The sequence below is a fragment of the Bartonella sp. OC68QHHN genome (genome assembly GCF_042193875.1).
Lineage (GTDB): Bacteria > Pseudomonadota > Alphaproteobacteria > Rhizobiales > Rhizobiaceae > Bartonella > Bartonella grahamii_A.
Genome location: NZ_JBHIME010000023.1, coordinates 258,366 through 275,242, shown reverse-complemented (window position 1 = coordinate 275,242; position 16,877 = coordinate 258,366). Strand labels below are relative to the sequence as shown.

Sequence of the window (16,877 nt, the reverse complement as noted above, 5' to 3'; positions counted from 1 at the left end):
TCATCAATTATTAAGATAAATATTCTGCGTTTAGCCTAATAAACTGTTATGATCAATGTTTCTCTCTGTTCTAAAAATCAGCGCTTTTCCTCCTAGAGATACTCGTAATTGCGGTACAATCTTTCCAAAAAAGGCACCCCTTAAACATTGCTATTAACACGATCATCCTGAGAAGTTATATACATACACACTGCATTATACGGAATGCTATGTATTTTTTAAACTTACTCAACTAACCAACATCTTCTAATGGGCAAAATAAATCACGAAATTTGTGTTCTGTCACAATTCGAAAAACAATCATATATCTCCCTCTAATGATAGACGATGTCATTAGAAGAAAGCCTTAATGATATCGGTAGAATAAATTAACCAGAAATAATTGCAGCGCTGATGGAACAAATTTTATTGTATGTTTTGTAACTCTATCTAAATTTTAATCATTTTTGTTAAAGATTCTTATGCAATTTTTTCTACATTCAGCATTCTTTTTCCACTTGTTTGCAACAAAAAATTAATAGCTAAATCCACCTATGTCGTAATAGTTCTTCTTTTGGTAAAATAGGGCGACTTCAATATCGACATATAACTATTTTAATTCTTTAATATATTCGCTTCATATGATTTAGATTAACAACACACCAAAACCAAAATAAAAATATTTATTTTACTTAAGTTATTGAATATTATTTAAAAAGTATAGAAGTAAAGTGATACAAGAGTTAAAAAATTATTTAAAAGTTCAAATCCATCTACATTTTAGAGCCATCACGCATGGTAATAGCAGTTGTCATAGGTATACTAAGTATGCTTGATAACTTTTCTGCTTTATGCCTGTAGGGAGTTCCAGATAGAGATAATACTAGAATCCATCTGTAAATGCTCGATAATAAAGCTGTAAACAAAATTATTTCCTTGTTGTTTAATCCGTTAAGCTTTATCCATTATTATTCCTAAAGAATAACGTTCTTAGCGATTTTTTGTCAGGAAAAAGCTTAAATGGTATAGATTGTTTTCAGCTTTGTAAAAAGCGAATTCACATCTATCAAGATGTGCCACTAATTGATGGTTCGTTTAATACCTATGCCTCCTTCATCTATAAGTTTGAATGTAAATATTCTCCAACGTTCTATTTTGTGCTGTAAAATGCGGTTTCTAAAAAGTTTCTACGTTGGTTTGGGGCAGAGTCGGTAAACTTCATAGCCTTATCTTGCGCAGAATCTAGGGGCACATTATGGGAAGCAGGAGTAAAAGAATAAAATCCTGCATGAGAAAGAATCCATTAAAGAGCGTGCAGTTACCTATCTCCAATAGTGAGATTTTCTGTAGAAGATGCATATATGCATCCTACATCTGCTGCAATTGATTTGTGCCTTGTATTAGCAGGTAGATGCATAATATCTCCTAGTGTATAGGTTATACGTTTTTCGCTATAGAAAAATTCTAATCCTCCCTCTATAATCATAAGAGAATTTCATCGACCTTGTGAATATGCCAATCGTATTTTTTGGAAAATCCCGTTGTATCTCTATCGAGCCTTGTTTTGGCAGCATCATTTTTAATATATCATAAATATTTTTATTTAATTTAATTTTAGAAAACTTAGTCATTATCGTGCTCCATTAGATGATATGGGCAAGGTAGGGATTGAATATTATCATCTTGCAGGAAGTATTGCATCCATTCTCTATTTTGGGGTTCGACATATTTTCCTAAAAAGAGATTTTGTTATAATATCAAAAGGTTCAGTCTTTTTTCCTACAACGATAATGCATTTTTTGTTTTTTGTTTTGTAGCGAGAAGATCAGAAAAAATACCTAGGCTAAAAAGTTAACATAAATGTAGAACTTATTTAACTCTGTTTATATGAGATGAGGTATTGCAAATTATGAACATAGGTTCGCCATGAAAGCAGAACTCCTATAGACGATTGTCCATATTTTTTGGTATATGCTTAGGTCATTCTCGGGCATCAAGAGCTCGCAAATCTTTAAGTATAGACTAGAATTTTCTCTATAAACTTCGATACTTTGTATGGGGGCAGGCTCCTCGAATGCAACAAAAGATATGTTCTTTCCAAAACTTTTATAGTTATCGCAATAAGTTATCAGGTCTTCCATCTATATTTTTTGCGGTCAACTTGTTGTAGAACCCAAATTTAAGCATATTTTTTGAGTATCCATTTACACCGAATAGGCAGGGGAAAGTCCTAATTGTGTTATTCATGGTTGCATCGAATTCTTTAAAAATGACTTGCTTCCATTTTTCATATTTATCTATATTTTCCATTATTTGCGCTGCTGAATCCATGTTTTCTTCTCAATTGTTGTATTTTATAAGAAATTGCTATGAATGATCCTCTCCAAAGCTGATAATTCATCATCACTCCGTCCCCAAATTGCTATAATAGCTGAGCAGGTATTTAAATCGATGTTTAGGAGTAGGGGCTCGTTTTCTTTAATAAAGAGCATAAAATCAACTACATTTTCCCAAGAATGAAGCTTTTGCCGCCATAAGTTAACATCTTTTATAATATGACCATCGATCTCGTTGATAAGAAAGATAATACGCCCTTTTTTCTTAAAGCGACTTGGTGTTTGCTAAAACACTCCTGCAATAAGGTTAACGGAGCTTTCAAGTAAATCATCTTCATAGCAATGCGCGAACAAGGTGGATGCAATTCCTCCGTGGAGGCAGGCTCCTACTTCGATTATCACTGGACCACGAGCTGTTTGCATGATTTCCAGATGCGCGCGCGGGTCCATATTCAATCCCCAGCGCGCGAATGCATTGTTTTGCATAAGAGATAAGAGGGCATAAGGGCATCTTGAGCATCAAGCACATCAAGCGATTCATAAATAAAAGCACTTCCATTATGAATACCTTTTATATTATAATAAACTACATATTTTTATAGCCTCTTCATTTACAACGGTGTCGGCGATGTATTCCTCTCCCTCCAATCTTTCTTGGAGCAAATAGCCTCGTTAGGTGCGCCAAAAATATTTTTCTGCGTTCAGTCGATTCTATAGGACCATACTGCCACTTCTTCATGGCTGGAGAAAAAACACCACCGCTTCCACCAGAATTATTCAGCTTTACCACATAGCCTCTGTGGCTTTCAAAATCATCGAGAGTACAATCGTCTTTTGTAAGAATCTTTGATCGGATGTAAGATAAACCATTTTCACAAAGGCGTTTTTGCATCGCTGCCTTTTTACGTCGGCAATTGGTGGTTGAGGGATGATTCTCAGGGCAATCATAATAAACCGCCAATTGCACTGCATAATAAATACCTCCTTCGGCGCCTGCCACCACGGCCTCTATCGCGCCCATAGGAAAGCGTATCTTCATCTACATTATGAAGTTTTGCTTCTACCATGCCCTCTCCCTGATAAGAAAGCATATAGTGTGAAAAAGGAGCTTGTGGAGAGACAGCGCCATAACAAGCATAGCCTAAATTTTTGCAAAGCAGGGACATAGAGGGCACCTGTGGAGAAAGGGTCGACAATAAAAATAGGTTTTTTCATACTTTGTTCCACTATGATAAAAGGGAAAGAACATAAATAAAGATTATCAAGCCTATAAGGGGTAGAAGATGAACAGCTGCTTGACTCCCTATAAGGGCAGAGCTTGTAAGAAGACCAAGGATGACATAACCTACCGATTGGGAAAGAGTTAAAGCATATGCTGCTATAGTTTCCCACCAGCTCTGCTTGAGCCTCTGTTTTGGTCGCTTCAATCGTATGTTTGCGGGCATTAATTCGCATGGGATTCATTGAAAAGCCAATAAAAAAGCAAAAAACTACAGCCAAATAGGGCGATTGTGTGGTGCTAAAAATAAGATCAGCCACGCTCAACATAAGGGCTGGGAGAATAAATTCAAAGTGAGGGATTTTTATAAAAGCAGCCCAAAAAGCGCCCACGCCCGCAACCGCACTTACAAAGCTCATAATTATTCAGAGACAAAATTTTTTACATTCTGAAAAAGAATGGTTGCCAGCGTATTATAAGCGCAAATATGAAAGCCAATAAGTCCTATACAGACGTATAAAAGTTTAAGCTCACGGGAGAGTCCATTCGCTTGCAGTGTAGGTGCTGGCTTCTTATCGGTTGCAAATGGTGTGGTATCTGTAACGTTATATTCATCGCAAAAGATGATATATCCGGCTATAAGGCTTATAATGATGTCAAACACACAAATAGCCACAATCAAACCATTATAGCCGATTTCAGCCGCTTGTCCCTTGTGGGCTGGGTTGCTTCTAAGAGATAACCATGCAGTGCTACTCCCAAAATGTCAATTTGCAACCACCGTTTGCGTAATGCGGGAAGCCTTTTGGGCGCTAATATAACCACTAAGTGCTAGTTTAGTATTATAAGTCTTGAGTGTTCTTAAGGTAATCAAAGAGAGATAACCGATAGAGACAGCAACAAAGCCAAAGGGGAAATCAGCATAATGGAAAAGAGCAATCAATAAAAGAAGGCTATAGATAATGATCCGCCTTTTGTATAAATTGACCAACCGCAGTGAGACTTTAATGCGCACAAGTCTACTTTTTTCAAAAGATAGGGCGTAAGGGTGCCCAAAGCCCCGGTTACGCCTAGGAAAACCGATGAGGATGTTATGCAATAAGCATTCCAAAGATTACTTAAGAATAGAACCATATCAGAAAGATATAGCAGGACAATAAGCTCATAAAACCGAAACATCAGTTGTTTGCACAAATCATCCCCCATTTCGGAATCTCTTAAAAACACGCAGTATTATAAATCAGCACACATGTTTACAAATAATGAATACACACACATATTACTGGGCATAGCAAGTTTTTTCGGTGGAAAAAATTTGAACGCTGATGTTTATGGTAGTGATAGCTTATTTTCAGGAGAATGAGTAGCGATGGAGGCTGGTATTTTTACTCCGTCTCTTGCGGGGGCTTGCCAATAAGGGGAAAAGCCAGATAACGAACATAACTATGTCCTAGAGATATATTTTGCACTTTCAAGTTGATTTATTTATACTTAAGGTTGAGGTTTTGTTATTGACCGTTGTTAGATGTTGTTGTGGCAATAAACTTCGTTATCTATCAGAAACACTTATGGCATTAACACTAAGGTGTGCGGTTGTATTAAAGCCTTTACATGGTAGCCTTTTTCATAGAGAGGTATTATTGGTTCAGTTTTAGGAGGCTTTGTTACGGCTGATTTGGACGTTGTCGTTGTTTGAAGGCTTATATAATATTCTTAGTTTCAATTTATGAATATACCGAAAAATATAGTGAAACATTTGATTCAAACGCTTTTGTAAGGGATATTTCAATATCTCAGCGATGTTTTCCGAGAATTTCTCTGCTACTTTTTGACGAAATCGAATATCAAATGCTTATAGCGTGGGCAGTGGTCTGAGAAAAGACAGAGTTGATTTCATTAGATTCCTATGTAGCGGAATTCAGTATCAGCTCTTAGGGGCAATGATATACTTAGAGCGAACTCATTTTTATACGCTTACACGGCGTTATAGGAGTAATCCTCAGAAACTCTACTAGAATTCGTTAGAAAATGGCAGGTTATGGAGTGTGAACAAAAAATATATATTTTACAAATAATTAATCTCATTTTAAGTTGTCTAAAATATAACCTTATCTTAAAACTAAGTTTATATACCGCCATTTATCATAAAGTTAATAAGTTATACAAATGCGAGAGTATTGTGTTTTTCTTTTTAGAGATGAGTTAAAAAACACCTTATTAAATGTTAAGAGATTTTAGACATAAAACAATTTAACTTATGGAGAGTATATAGACAAAATGTATCTTGATAAAAAAGTTTATAATTCCATACAGTCTCTAAAGAAATTTTCTGGTTCTTTTATTGTTTTATGCGGGCTTGATGGGAGTGGCAAGACAACACAAACAAAAGAAATTGCTCGCCATTACTCAACAGAAAAACATATAATACAAACTTTTTAACCCAGTTATTGGTCTAGAAATAATCCAGAAATTAGAGACTAATTAGATAATGGAAAAGCAATTGATCCGTTACTTTTAGCACTCTTAGTAGCGACAGATAGACGCAAATATACGCTTAAAATTACTGAACCTTCCATAATGTCATCGCAAAATTTATTAATTAGCGATCGATATGTTTATTTTAGTCTTGCTTATTTTTATGCTCGAGAGTTTTTTGTTGAAAGTGTAGTTAAATCAAATCAATCTATTCCAAGACCTCATATTACATTTTATCTTCATTGACCACCCATTACTATACTGGAACGGTTGCAGAAAAGGGATGGTTTAAACTTAAAATACGAAGAAAAACTCTCTTTTATTGAAAAAGCTTATGAAGTATACCAAGTTTTATCAGAAATAGATGAGCGGTTTATAACAATTGATGTAGCTGCTCCTGTTTCTTTAATTCATCAACAAATACGACATCATATAGATAAGGTTTGTTTTTGATTATGAATAAAATCATTTATTAATCAATTTATCCACGATAGATCCTCCTTTATGTATTCGTACTCTAAATCTGAAACTTTAGAGATATGATTGCAATAATTTAACTGCTCAGGAAAAATATCACGTTATATATTTTAATTGGAAAACTAACTGTAATGGGCTTGTTTTAAAAGATTTAGAGAAGGAGAGTAGAAAAGTTATCAATATTTATCGTGAGGATAATAGTATGTTTATTTTTCTAGAGACGAAGTGTGGTGATAGAAGAACGACATGGAGGGATGTACTCGAGCATATTTTAGTGCACGGAATAATACGGACAATGATGTGTGTGAAGCTTCAATATTATAAAATTGTTCTACATATGTATAAAGATGTATTTTCTGAATAAAACATACATCACATTTTAATTTTATTGTATTTTTGTGCATAAATGTTTTGTTTTCATAGAATGATTAATCATACAACAGCACAAAGATTTTAAAAGCCTTAAAAAAGGAATTTTGCTTTCTTAAATTTAATGATCTAAAATAAAATTCATAAGAATGCCTGTTTTTAAACAGGATGTATCATGCATATCGACTGGTATTTATTTTAGAGGATAATTTATGTTCACTTCAAATTTGAAGGAACGCATTGCTTTATTTGAAAATAGAACTTTTCTCTATTTTACTTTGAGCGGCTTATTTGCTACATTTGGAAATGGACTAAATTATATTGCATTGTCATGGCTTGCTTACAATCAGACGAGTTCAATCCGTGGTGTAGCGTTGATGATGCTTTTTCTTTGGACGCCTAGCATTATTTTTGCCCCTATTTTGGGCATATTAGCAGATAAATATAATCGTAAAACGCAGATTATTATTTCAAATCTTATAAGAGGTTTGGTAATCGTGGGCTGGGTAATGCTTTGGCATTTTGGTATAGAAATTGAATTGATGGTCTTATCTGCTCTTTTGGGTATTTTTATCTCTTTTTATATGCCATCAGCTGTTTCTTTAATTCAAAGTATTGTGCTGAAGGAACAGCTCATCAATGCAAATGCAACCATCGATATGATTTATGAGCTTGGTACTATCGTAGGTATGGGCTTAAGTGGATTGATACTGTCTTATGCAGGAACAAAAGGAACTCTTCTAATAGGTGGTATATTCTTTATTATTGCTGGTTTATTTAACTTTGCAATGAAGGTACCTAGAAACCGAAGATCTAAAAATCAAAACCAGCAAAATTGGTGGAAAAATTATACAGCATCCCTTCATTATTTTAAACAGAATCCGGCTCTTTTTGTACCTTATATAAGCCAGATGATTATTATGACTCTTTTGATGACCATTCCTGTTATTCTCGTTCCTTATATACAAGAGGTTTTGCATGCGGATAGCAGGACTTTTGCAATATTTGAGGTGCTTTATTCTATGGGCGTATTGACTGGTGCGTTTTTTTCACCACTTCTTTGTAAAGTTTTATCCATAAGGAAAACATTAGCCATTTTATTAGCTTTTATGGCTATTGGCCTCGCTATTCTATCTTTTAATACACACAATTTTATTATTTTTCCTGTTTACTTTATGATTGGATTTGGACTTTCGAGTTGGGCTCTTTCGATTTCTTTATCACAACTCTCTTGTGATCCTGAATACCAAGGAAGATTGCAGGCAAGTTGTAATGGTATCTCTGGATGCTTGATCCTCGGAGTCTATCTCATTATGGCAAGCGATAACAGTAGCATATCACCTCAATCGATATATTTTTTTCAAAGTATTGTTGCGCTTGTTGGAATACTCATAGTGCTGTTTTATAGACATGAAAAACAATAAATTACATTTAAGTGTGGTAAATATACGCTATTTTATAAACATTTACGCTACAGCATATTTCATATTTTGCTTTTACAGGGGAGTGAGAAAATGTAACAGTTGGTGCTTAATGAATAAAGCATAAATTGATGTATGCTAGAGAATACTCTCTATTTTTTGATAATGACCCAAAAGAATTGCTGCGTTTCTTTAATTCATCTCACTGTTGTTAAGAAGACGAAAACGCCACACTTTAAATCTTCTTGAAAGTTTTTTTGTTTAAGTGCATTAGAAAGTAAAGCGATGAGGTACTATCTTATCATATAAGGAGAGTGTTGCATTATTTTTGTTTTTCAAAATCCATATGAAAAATTGTATCAATTTCATCTTCATTGGAATGAGTATTCCTGCGACGATTCAAGGTTTGCACAATCTCTTTTTTTAAAACAGCATCTGTTTCACTTAAACGGTGAATACTGAGTTCCAATTCAAGAGATAACGCCAAATCCACGCACAATTTAAGCTCTTCTCCAATGTCGAAACCGCGTTGATAGTCGTCATAAAGACCAACCAGTGTATCAGATAATTCTTTATCGCATAAAGAGGTCATGCTTAATCCCTCCATGTTGCGGTTTTCCATGTAGCTTTTTTAAGTATCACTCCACTATTATCACTTAGAATTGCCATGTATACGAACCTCATGGTTTTATCAATTTTCTGCAAAATACGCGCTTTTAAATCAATGTCTATTTAAAGACTTTATTACTCCAAGATTTTGAAGCGCCCAATTGTAAATATGGATGGTAATGTGTTTACTATAGAACTTATAGCATTTAAAATACATTGCCAAAAGGCTTTTAATGTGCATAGAGGAGAAGCATTCTGACGATAAACCAAACACTCTGAAATTTCTATTGCCAATTACAGCTAAATTAGTGCCATTAATATATAAAATAAGCAAACATGGTTTGTAAACGTCTAATTGTTTAATAACAAGTGATAATCTCATTTTTTTGTAGAATACCAATTATTTTGCCTATTTTATATTGATTTTTAGACATTGATAAACTTTTTACCTTATAAAAACCTATGGGAAATGCATTTGCATATTTTTGTAATAAGATTTCAGTGGTATATTGCACAGCATGAAATGAAGAGAATCGTATTAGACTTTTTGCTTTTGAAAGAATATGACTGCGACTTTGAGAAAGCAGTTGGCAAGAGATTACTTGGTGTGCAAACTGATAGAGTTGGAGTGGCGCATTTATCTTTTTCATTGGGCTGTGTCCAAATGTTTTTGACTCTGGAAAATAGCCTCTGATAGGCTTGAGTTTTTCCAAGGTTATATTACAGGAGCGCAGTTCAGTAAAATACCACGGCGATTGCATTTTTTGTGTAATTGTCATAATTTTCGCTCCTGCTTAAACGGATGCTGCAACATCTGTTTTTGTGGGGTTATGTATGTGATAACTGCTCTTCTTAAGGAGCAGTAATAATTACAAATCAATATAATTATTTAGTCAACAATTATATTGATTTTGGGGTGTTTTTTGGCTCGTCCGGAAGCAAAACCTAAAACTGAGTTGGCAAAACGTTTTCGTGAAGTGCGTCACGCTCTTGGTTTTACAGAGCGGAAGCAGTTTGCTGAACATCTTGGTATCACTGCTGGCTCTGTAGGAACTTATGAAACTGGTATAAGTGAGCCTACAGCCTCTGCGCTCTCCAAATATCAAGAAATTTGTGGTGTTTCATTAGATTGGCTTGTAACGGGCAATGGCGAGATGTTTTCAGATATGGCAAAGGCGAAAGCAGTTGGTTTTAAACCGCAAGCGATTCCTGCTGGGCTGATGAAAAAGCTTGGACATTTAGCTTATACGATCTATCATGATGCAAAAATAGATCTTTCTCCTGAAGATGTTGCGGAATTAGCAGCAGAGCTTTATGGAAAATTGCAAGAGCTTATTCAAAACCTCAATGATATGGAAGAAGTCGAAGCCACTTTGCCACTTTTAAAATTATATTTAAAGCGTAAAATCGAATCTGAAAAGCACATCTAGAAACTTCATAAGATACGAATGAGCAGCCTTTTTTAAAAATAAAACTTTTTTGAGTTTTATTGTATAAACAGGTTTGAAATAAGAAAATCTCACGATTTTTTTGGTTACTTATTCAACATGAAAAAATGATAAATTATCATTATAAATTAATGTATTGCTCTAATAAAGATAAAACTTCTTATAAAAAGAATTGCAGTTATTAATACAAAAAAATTTATACAACAGTGAAAATACAATGACGATGTTTTGTTCCTATAAAAGGATAACAGACATATAAGAGAGAAGAAGGAAAGACTATTTATAGGCGCGCTTTGTCTTTTATGAAGATGATGAGATGAGCACGTTGAAATTTTTTACAGAGCGTGCATCATTATAAGATTTCTTTCAAAGATATGTATCATATATTGAAACAGCTTACCTCGCAGAAAAGAGTGAGGTCATTATGATAATCGTTATCCATTACATTATGCTATAAGTTAAAAAAATCATAAATTTTTTCTTATAAGAACAGCTAATTTATTGAAAAGTATTTTTGCAAATTTATAAAAAATTCTTTTTACACTCTTGCCATTCTTCTGAGGCGCTTTACTTAAAAAGTAGAATTGCTCTTTAGTGAAATTATTTTTGTTAAGAGATAAATCGCAGTGTTTTGAATGGAGATTACGTTATATTTTCAAAGTCTTGTGTTTTTATTTATTTTTTAGCTTGAATCCCTCTAGCTAAAAGGGTTGGGGACTTTTCTAGATTCGATGTTGTTGCAAAGATTTTAGGGCGATGCCGTAATAAATAGCGGTGTCGATGGGAGGGTTTTGTCTTGATTTATTTGTTTTTGAAGTGCGCAAACTAAGGGATTTGCCATATGTGTTTTCACGCGTTGTAATGATGTTGAACTCTGTTGGAGGAGGTTCTTATGAAAAAAAAATATTCCACACCAAATTTAATTAAAGCTGTCTCGTTTAGTGCGGTAATGGCTACACTCTTATCGAGTGTTTCTCCTGTTTTTGCTTCCAATCTTGCGATAGTAGGAGGGACGAGTCAAAGTACACCTGGTCCTAATGTGGTATATCCATATGGTAGTCATGGGAGTATTGTTTTATCTGGTGATGATGATTATTGTGGTGTAGATAATGTTATTGGACGTGGAGGAAAGCAACAGCAGACAATTGTTGATGCTAATCGGATAACTGCAGAAGAGCAGTATAATAGATTTATAAACGATCAAGCTTTTCAAAATCGTCATCCTTATGGCACGACTACTGAAAAAGAGGCTTGGGTTAGTGAGGGGATTACGAATGGCTCTGGTGGCTCTGGTGGTTATATGTCAGCATTTACTACTGGTGGTACTGCTAACGCTATGCCTGAGGCTTATGGTGTTTATTCTTTTGCTACCGGTTGTGGTTCTTCTGCAATAGGGAATTATTCAACGGCATTTGGTGCTGGTGCCACCGCAAAAGCTGGTGGAGCACAAGCTTTTGGTGTTTCTGCACTTGCAGCTGGAAAAGCAAGTGTTGCTATGGGTGTGGGATCAGAAGCATCGGGAGAGTCTACGGTTGCTATTGGTGGACTTGCAACCGCTTCTGGTAAAAATAGCGTTACTTTAGGGACTAAGACAAAAGCAGAAAGGAATTATGCAATTGCTATAGGTTCAGAAGCGGAAGCTTTGGGGTCAGGTTCTATTGCAATAGGGAGCAGGGACTCTGACAGAACTCCAGAGGCTAGCAGAAAAGTAACAGCAAAGGGAGAAAACGCGATTGCTATAGGTACGCATACCTATGCTGAAACGGAAGATTCAGTTGCTATTGGTGCAAACGCACATGTAACTGTTGTTGATGGTGTTGCTATTGGTGGTGGCTCTGTCTCTGATAGAGAAAAGGGTGATTTTGGTTATGACCCTTATCTAGATGGCCCGACGACAGATAGCCGTATAGCATGGAAAAGCACTGCAGGGGCTTTTAGTATTGGTGAAGTTGATGGTAAAGATGGTCAAAGCCAGCTAACGCGGCAGATTACAGGAGTTGCAGCTGGATCGAAAGATACGGATGCGGTAAACGTGGCGCAACTAAAAGCTATGAGAGATGTCATAGCAGGGGGAGGGGGCTGGAAACTTTCTGCTAATGATACAGATCTTACAGACGTGAATCCAGGCAATATAATAGATTTTTCAACGAGCAATACCAACTTAACGATTGCAAAAAACACTGCAGAGAATAAGCATAAAATCCAATTTACTTTGAGTGATACTCTTGAATTGACCAGAGTCACTACAGGAACAACCATTATGAGTAATGATGGCTTTATGTTTGTTGATGGTAATGGTCCCAAAATGTCTGTTGATGGTATTTCTGCTGGCAATAAAAAGATTACAGGAGTAGCAGATGGAGAAACTGATGCTGATGCTGTAAATTATGCACAGCTAAAAGCTGTAAAAGAAGCAGCTCAAACGAGTTGGAAACTTTCTGTCAACAGTGGAAATACTACGACTGTAGGCCGAGATGATACGCTAAATTTGCAATCAGCTGGTGAGGAAGGCAACAAGAATATCAAGATTACAAAAGATGATAATTACAATGTAATATTTGATTTGGCTGATAATATTAAAGTAACGAGTGTTACTTCAGGAAGAAGCGTTATGAGTGATGACGGCTTTCTGTTTACTGGAGGGGGGCCAAGAATAACTTTTGAAGGTATTGAAGCTGGCAATAAAAGAATTGCAAAAGTAGCAGCGGGGGAGGAGGATACCGATGCAGTTAACTTTGCACAGCTGAATGAGGTAAAAGGATTGATATCGAAAGCAGGAAGCTGGACACTTTCTGTTAATGGTGAAGATGCTACGACTGTTGGTCCAAACGATGTTGTAAATTTGCAATCAGCTGGTGATGAAGATAACCAGAATATCCACATTACCAAAAACGATGACAACACTGTAGAATTTGGTTTGGCTGATGATATTCAGGTAATGACTGTCACAGCAGGAGAAAGCGTTATGAGTGCTGTTGGCTTTGGGTTTGAAGGTGGTAATGGTCCGAGCATAACTGTTAATGGCATTCATGCTGGTGATAAAACGATTAAAGGAGTAGCTGCAGGGGAAGAAGATACCGATGCAGTAAATTATAAGCAGTTAAAAGAGTTTACAGCAGGGATGGCAACAGGCTGGAAGCTTTCTGTCAATGGTGAGGAAGCTACAGATGTTAAAGCTGGTAGTACGGTGAATTTTGTTGCAGTTAAGCAGAAAGACGATGATAATAATGAGAGTGAGAACACAAATATAAAAATTGTCAAAAGTGAAGGTAATAACGTATCCTTTGATTTAAGCGAATATATTAAAGTTGGTCGTGTAGAAGCAGGGGATAGCAGAATGAGTAATGCCGGCTTCATGATCAAGGACGGTCCAAACATGACCAAGGGTGGTATCTATGCTGCCAATACAAAAATTAGAGGAGTACAAAAGGGTACTAATGAGAATGATGCCGTAAATGTTTCACAGCTGAATGAAATAAAGGATCAAATAGCAGATAATAGTCTTGTTCAATGGGATGAGGGCGAAAAGCTTATTACCATTGGTAAAGAAAAAGAAGGTATTGAAATCAAAGTTGCGAACTCTGAAGGCAGGAGTCGAATTATTTCTGGTGTTGCAGTTGGAAAAGTCAGTTCCGATTCAACAGAAGCAATAAATGGTCATCAGCTTTTCAATTATGCTGATAATATTTCAAAATATTTTGGCGGTGAGACAGATGTAATTGATGGCTTCAAACCGACTTTTACTGTTCAGGATGCAAAACACGACAATGTAACTGATGCTTTCGCGGCTGTTGATGCTTCTATCACGGATATTTACACGCAGATTAACAATGCAACAGGCAATAGTCTTGTTCAATGGGATGAGGGCGAAAAGCTTATTACCATTGGTAAAGTAAAAGACGGGACAAAAATTGATATCACAGGTACTGATGGAGGACGGATCATTGCAGGTGTCAAAGATGGTGAAATTTCTGAAAGTTCAACAGAAGCAATAAATGGTAGTCAGATTAATAAGATATCTGGAGATATTGCGAATTTCTTTGGTGGGAATGCAGCATTTGAAAATGGCGTCTTTGTAGGTCCAAATTATAATTTATCTATAGTTTCTGCAGATGGTAATGTCGTTCAGAAGACTTTTTACAATGTTGGTGAGGCTCTTGAAGGGCTTGATGTCAATATCAAAAATGTCAATAAACATATACAATATGTAGACAATAAATTTGATAAGTTCTCTCAAGATGCTTTACTTTGGAATGATGGTAAACAAGCATTTTCTGCGCATCATGAAAAAGACGGACGTAAAACAGATAGTAAGATTACCGACCTTTTGAATGGCGATATTTCAGAAGAATCAACAGATGCAATAAATGGTTCCCAACTTTATGCGATGGGCGATAAGATTGCAAATTATTTTGGCGGTGGCGCTAGTTATGAGGATGGAGAGTGGATAGAGCCTACTTTCATAGTTTCTCGACGTAATGAAAGCGGTGATATTGTTGTGAAACAATACCATAATGTCTCTGATGCTTTTGCGGGTGTCGATAATTCTATCACGGATATCTATAATCAGATTAATAATGTGACAGAGAATAGTCTTGTTAAACAAGAGGGAGGTGTGTCAGCGCCTATTACCATAGGTAAGGATACAGCTGGTACTGAGATCAATGTTGCAGGCATTGGCAAGATAGCACGCAAGATTTCTGGTGTTAAGGCAGCAGAGAAGGGTGATGAAGCTGTTAACAAAGATCAACTTGATAAAAGCATAAAGGATATTACTAAAGATATTGAGACAGCAACTGCTGCTGCGGTTCTCTATGATAAGAATGACGATGATAGTATTAATTATGGTAGTGTAACTTTGGGCGGTGATAAGAACAACGGACCAGTTGCTCTTCATAACGTGAAAAATGGCAGCATTTCTGAAAATTCCCACGATGCAATCAATGGTAGTCAGATTAATAAAATATCAGCAGATATTGCAAAGTTTTTTGGTGGTGGTGCAAAGTTTATTAACGGTGCTTTTGAAGGGCTGAAATATACTTTATCGGCTATTGTAGAGGGTGAGGTCGGGCAGGCTAATTTTTATGACGTTGGTTCAGCTTTAACAGGTCTTGATAAAAATGTTCAAGATGTGAATCAACGCTTAACAAATGTATCTAATGAGTTTAATCAGAAAATTGAAGGTATCTCTAAAGATGCTTTACTGTGGGATGAAGAAGAAGAAGCATTTGTTGCACGTCATGAAAAAGATGGGCAGAAGACAAAGAGCAAATTGAAGTATCTTTTAGATGGTGAGATTGCGGATGGTTCAACGGATGCCATTACGGGTAACCAGCTTTATTTGATGAGCAACCAGCTTGCTAATTATTTCGGTGGCGGTGCTAAATATGAGAATGGCAAATGGACAGATCCTACTTTTAAAATTGTTCAAGTCAATGCTGATGGTACGACTGTTGAGAAAGAGCACCATAATGTCGCTGATGCTTTTGGTGACGTTAATAAAAATATGTCAAATATTAATAACCGTATTGATGATGTCATCAACAAGGTCGATTCAGATGCTTTAAAGTGGAATGATAAAGAAAAAGCCTATGATGCTGGTCGCGATGGTAAGCCGAATAAAATTATCAATGTAGCTGATGGTAAAATTGCAGAAGGTTCAAAAGATGCAGTTAATGGTGGACAACTTTGGGAGACCAATGAACGTGTCACTGGTGTTGAAAAAGATGTTAAGCATCTTACCAACAGAGTTAATAACATTTCCAATACGATTGCCGATATTGGTGATACAGTTCTCAATATTGATGCCAAAGTTGATAATATTGATAATAAAGTTAACGATATTGCTGAGGACGCTGTTCGTTATGACAGAGATGAAAACGGCAAAAAAACCAATAAAATCACATTAGCGGGCGGCGATCCTGGTGAACCTGTTATGATTGATAATGTAGCTGATGGTAAAATTGAAAAAGGTTCGAAAGAAGCTGTAAATGGTGGTCAACTCCATGACTATACTAAAGAACAGATGAAGATTATTCTCGATGAATCGAAGCAGTATACAGATCAACGGGTTAATAATATTGTGATTGATGCGATTGATGATGCTGTTGATCGGGCTAAGCAATATACAGATATGAAGTTTGATGTTTTAAACTATAGTATTGAGAGTGTGAAAAAAGAGGCAAGACAAGCAGCTGCGATTGGTTTAGCAGTGTCTAACTTACGCTACAATGATACGCCTGGAAAATTAAGCGTTGGATTTGGTAGTGGTTTATGGCGTAGCCAATCTGCATTTGCCTTTGGTGCAGGTTACACTTCAGAAAATGGAAAATATCGCTCTAACATATCCGCAACAACTTCTGGAGGTCACTGGGGTATAGGTGCAGGATTCAACATGACATTGAACTAATAATAAACAAAATACATAAAAATCCCTTTTCACCCCTGTCTCATGAGCCAGGGGTGAATTGTTTTTACATATGTAAATAAATATATATATATATATATTGATAAGGGCTATAATGATAAACGCAGGTTTAAAAAA

12 protein-coding genes and 1 pseudogene are annotated in these 16,877 nt (G+C 35.9%); 5 read left to right on the top strand and 8 right to left on the bottom strand.

Annotation, left to right across the window (positions count from 1 at the left end; translation table 11 throughout):
* Positions 1 to 1,602: 1,602 nt before the first annotated feature.
* The 6 genes and pseudogenes from ACFIJ0_RS03885 to ACFIJ0_RS03860 all read right to left on the bottom strand — a co-directional run.
* Positions 1,603 to 1,707 (bottom strand): annotated as a pseudogene (locus tag ACFIJ0_RS03885) (YqcI/YcgG family protein); the annotation flags it as partial.
* A gap of 384 nt (positions 1,708 to 2,091) precedes the next feature.
* Positions 2,092 to 2,310, bottom strand: a complete 219-nt coding sequence (locus ACFIJ0_RS03880) for a hypothetical protein (protein WP_375624701.1) — start codon at positions 2,308 to 2,310, stop codon at positions 2,092 to 2,094.
* Positions 2,311 to 2,922: 612 nt separating this feature from the next.
* Positions 2,923 to 3,354, bottom strand: a complete 432-nt coding sequence (locus ACFIJ0_RS03875; protein ID WP_375637020.1) for a hypothetical protein — start codon at positions 3,352 to 3,354, stop codon at positions 2,923 to 2,925.
* 5 nt (positions 3,355 to 3,359) lie between these two features.
* Positions 3,360 to 3,953 carry a hypothetical protein gene (locus ACFIJ0_RS03870; RefSeq protein WP_375637018.1) on the bottom strand — a complete coding sequence of 198 codons (594 nt, stop codon included), beginning with the start codon at positions 3,951 to 3,953 and terminating at the stop codon, positions 3,360 to 3,362.
* 2 nt (positions 3,954 to 3,955) lie between these two features.
* Positions 3,956 to 4,210, bottom strand: coding sequence for a hypothetical protein (locus ACFIJ0_RS03865; RefSeq protein ID WP_375624698.1), 255 nt, complete (start codon positions 4,208 to 4,210; stop codon positions 3,956 to 3,958).
* A gap of 90 nt (positions 4,211 to 4,300) precedes the next feature.
* Positions 4,301 to 4,549 (bottom strand): hypothetical protein, encoded by a 249-nt coding sequence (locus ACFIJ0_RS03860; protein WP_375624697.1) that lies wholly within the window; start codon positions 4,547 to 4,549, stop codon positions 4,301 to 4,303.
* A 1,262-nt stretch (positions 4,550 to 5,811) separates the two neighbouring features.
* Between ACFIJ0_RS03860 and ACFIJ0_RS03855 the strand changes: the two genes are divergently transcribed.
* From ACFIJ0_RS03855 to ACFIJ0_RS03845, 3 genes are all read left to right on the top strand, one after another.
* Entirely contained in the window at positions 5,812 to 5,973 is a 162-nt protein-coding gene (locus ACFIJ0_RS03855; protein ID WP_375624696.1) for a hypothetical protein, read from the top strand.
* Positions 5,974 to 6,033: 60 nt separating this feature from the next.
* Positions 6,034 to 6,255 (top strand): hypothetical protein, encoded by a 222-nt coding sequence (locus ACFIJ0_RS03850; protein ID WP_375624913.1) that lies wholly within the window; start codon positions 6,034 to 6,036, stop codon positions 6,253 to 6,255.
* Positions 6,256 to 7,067: 812 nt separating this feature from the next.
* The gene (locus tag ACFIJ0_RS03845; RefSeq protein ID WP_375644233.1) at positions 7,068 to 8,279 is read left to right on the top strand and encodes an MFS transporter; all 1,212 of its coding nucleotides are present in this window, start codon (positions 7,068 to 7,070) and stop codon (positions 8,277 to 8,279) included.
* A gap of 319 nt (positions 8,280 to 8,598) precedes the next feature.
* Here ACFIJ0_RS03845 and ACFIJ0_RS03840 read toward each other — a convergent pair whose 3' ends face one another.
* Positions 8,599 to 8,868 carry a hypothetical protein gene (locus tag ACFIJ0_RS03840; protein ID WP_375624694.1) on the bottom strand — a complete coding sequence of 90 codons (270 nt, stop codon included), beginning with the start codon at positions 8,866 to 8,868 and terminating at the stop codon, positions 8,599 to 8,601.
* A 376-nt stretch (positions 8,869 to 9,244) separates the two neighbouring features.
* A complete protein-coding gene (locus tag ACFIJ0_RS03835) occupies positions 9,245 to 9,664 on the bottom strand; it encodes a hypothetical protein (protein ID WP_375644232.1) in 420 nt (139 codons plus the stop codon).
* 144 nt (positions 9,665 to 9,808) lie between these two features.
* On the opposite strand from ACFIJ0_RS03835, the gene ACFIJ0_RS03830 reads away from it, so the two are divergent.
* Together ACFIJ0_RS03830 and ACFIJ0_RS03825 are read left to right on the top strand one after the other, a co-directional pair.
* Positions 9,809 to 10,315 carry a helix-turn-helix domain-containing protein gene (locus ACFIJ0_RS03830; RefSeq protein ID WP_375624692.1) on the top strand — a complete coding sequence of 169 codons (507 nt, stop codon included), beginning with the start codon at positions 9,809 to 9,811 and terminating at the stop codon, positions 10,313 to 10,315.
* A 910-nt stretch (positions 10,316 to 11,225) separates the two neighbouring features.
* On the top strand, positions 11,226 to 16,742 hold the full coding sequence (locus tag ACFIJ0_RS03825) for a Vomp family autotransporter (RefSeq protein ID WP_375644231.1): 5,517 nt from the start codon (positions 11,226 to 11,228) through the stop codon (positions 16,740 to 16,742).
* Positions 16,743 to 16,877 lie beyond the last annotated feature (135 nt).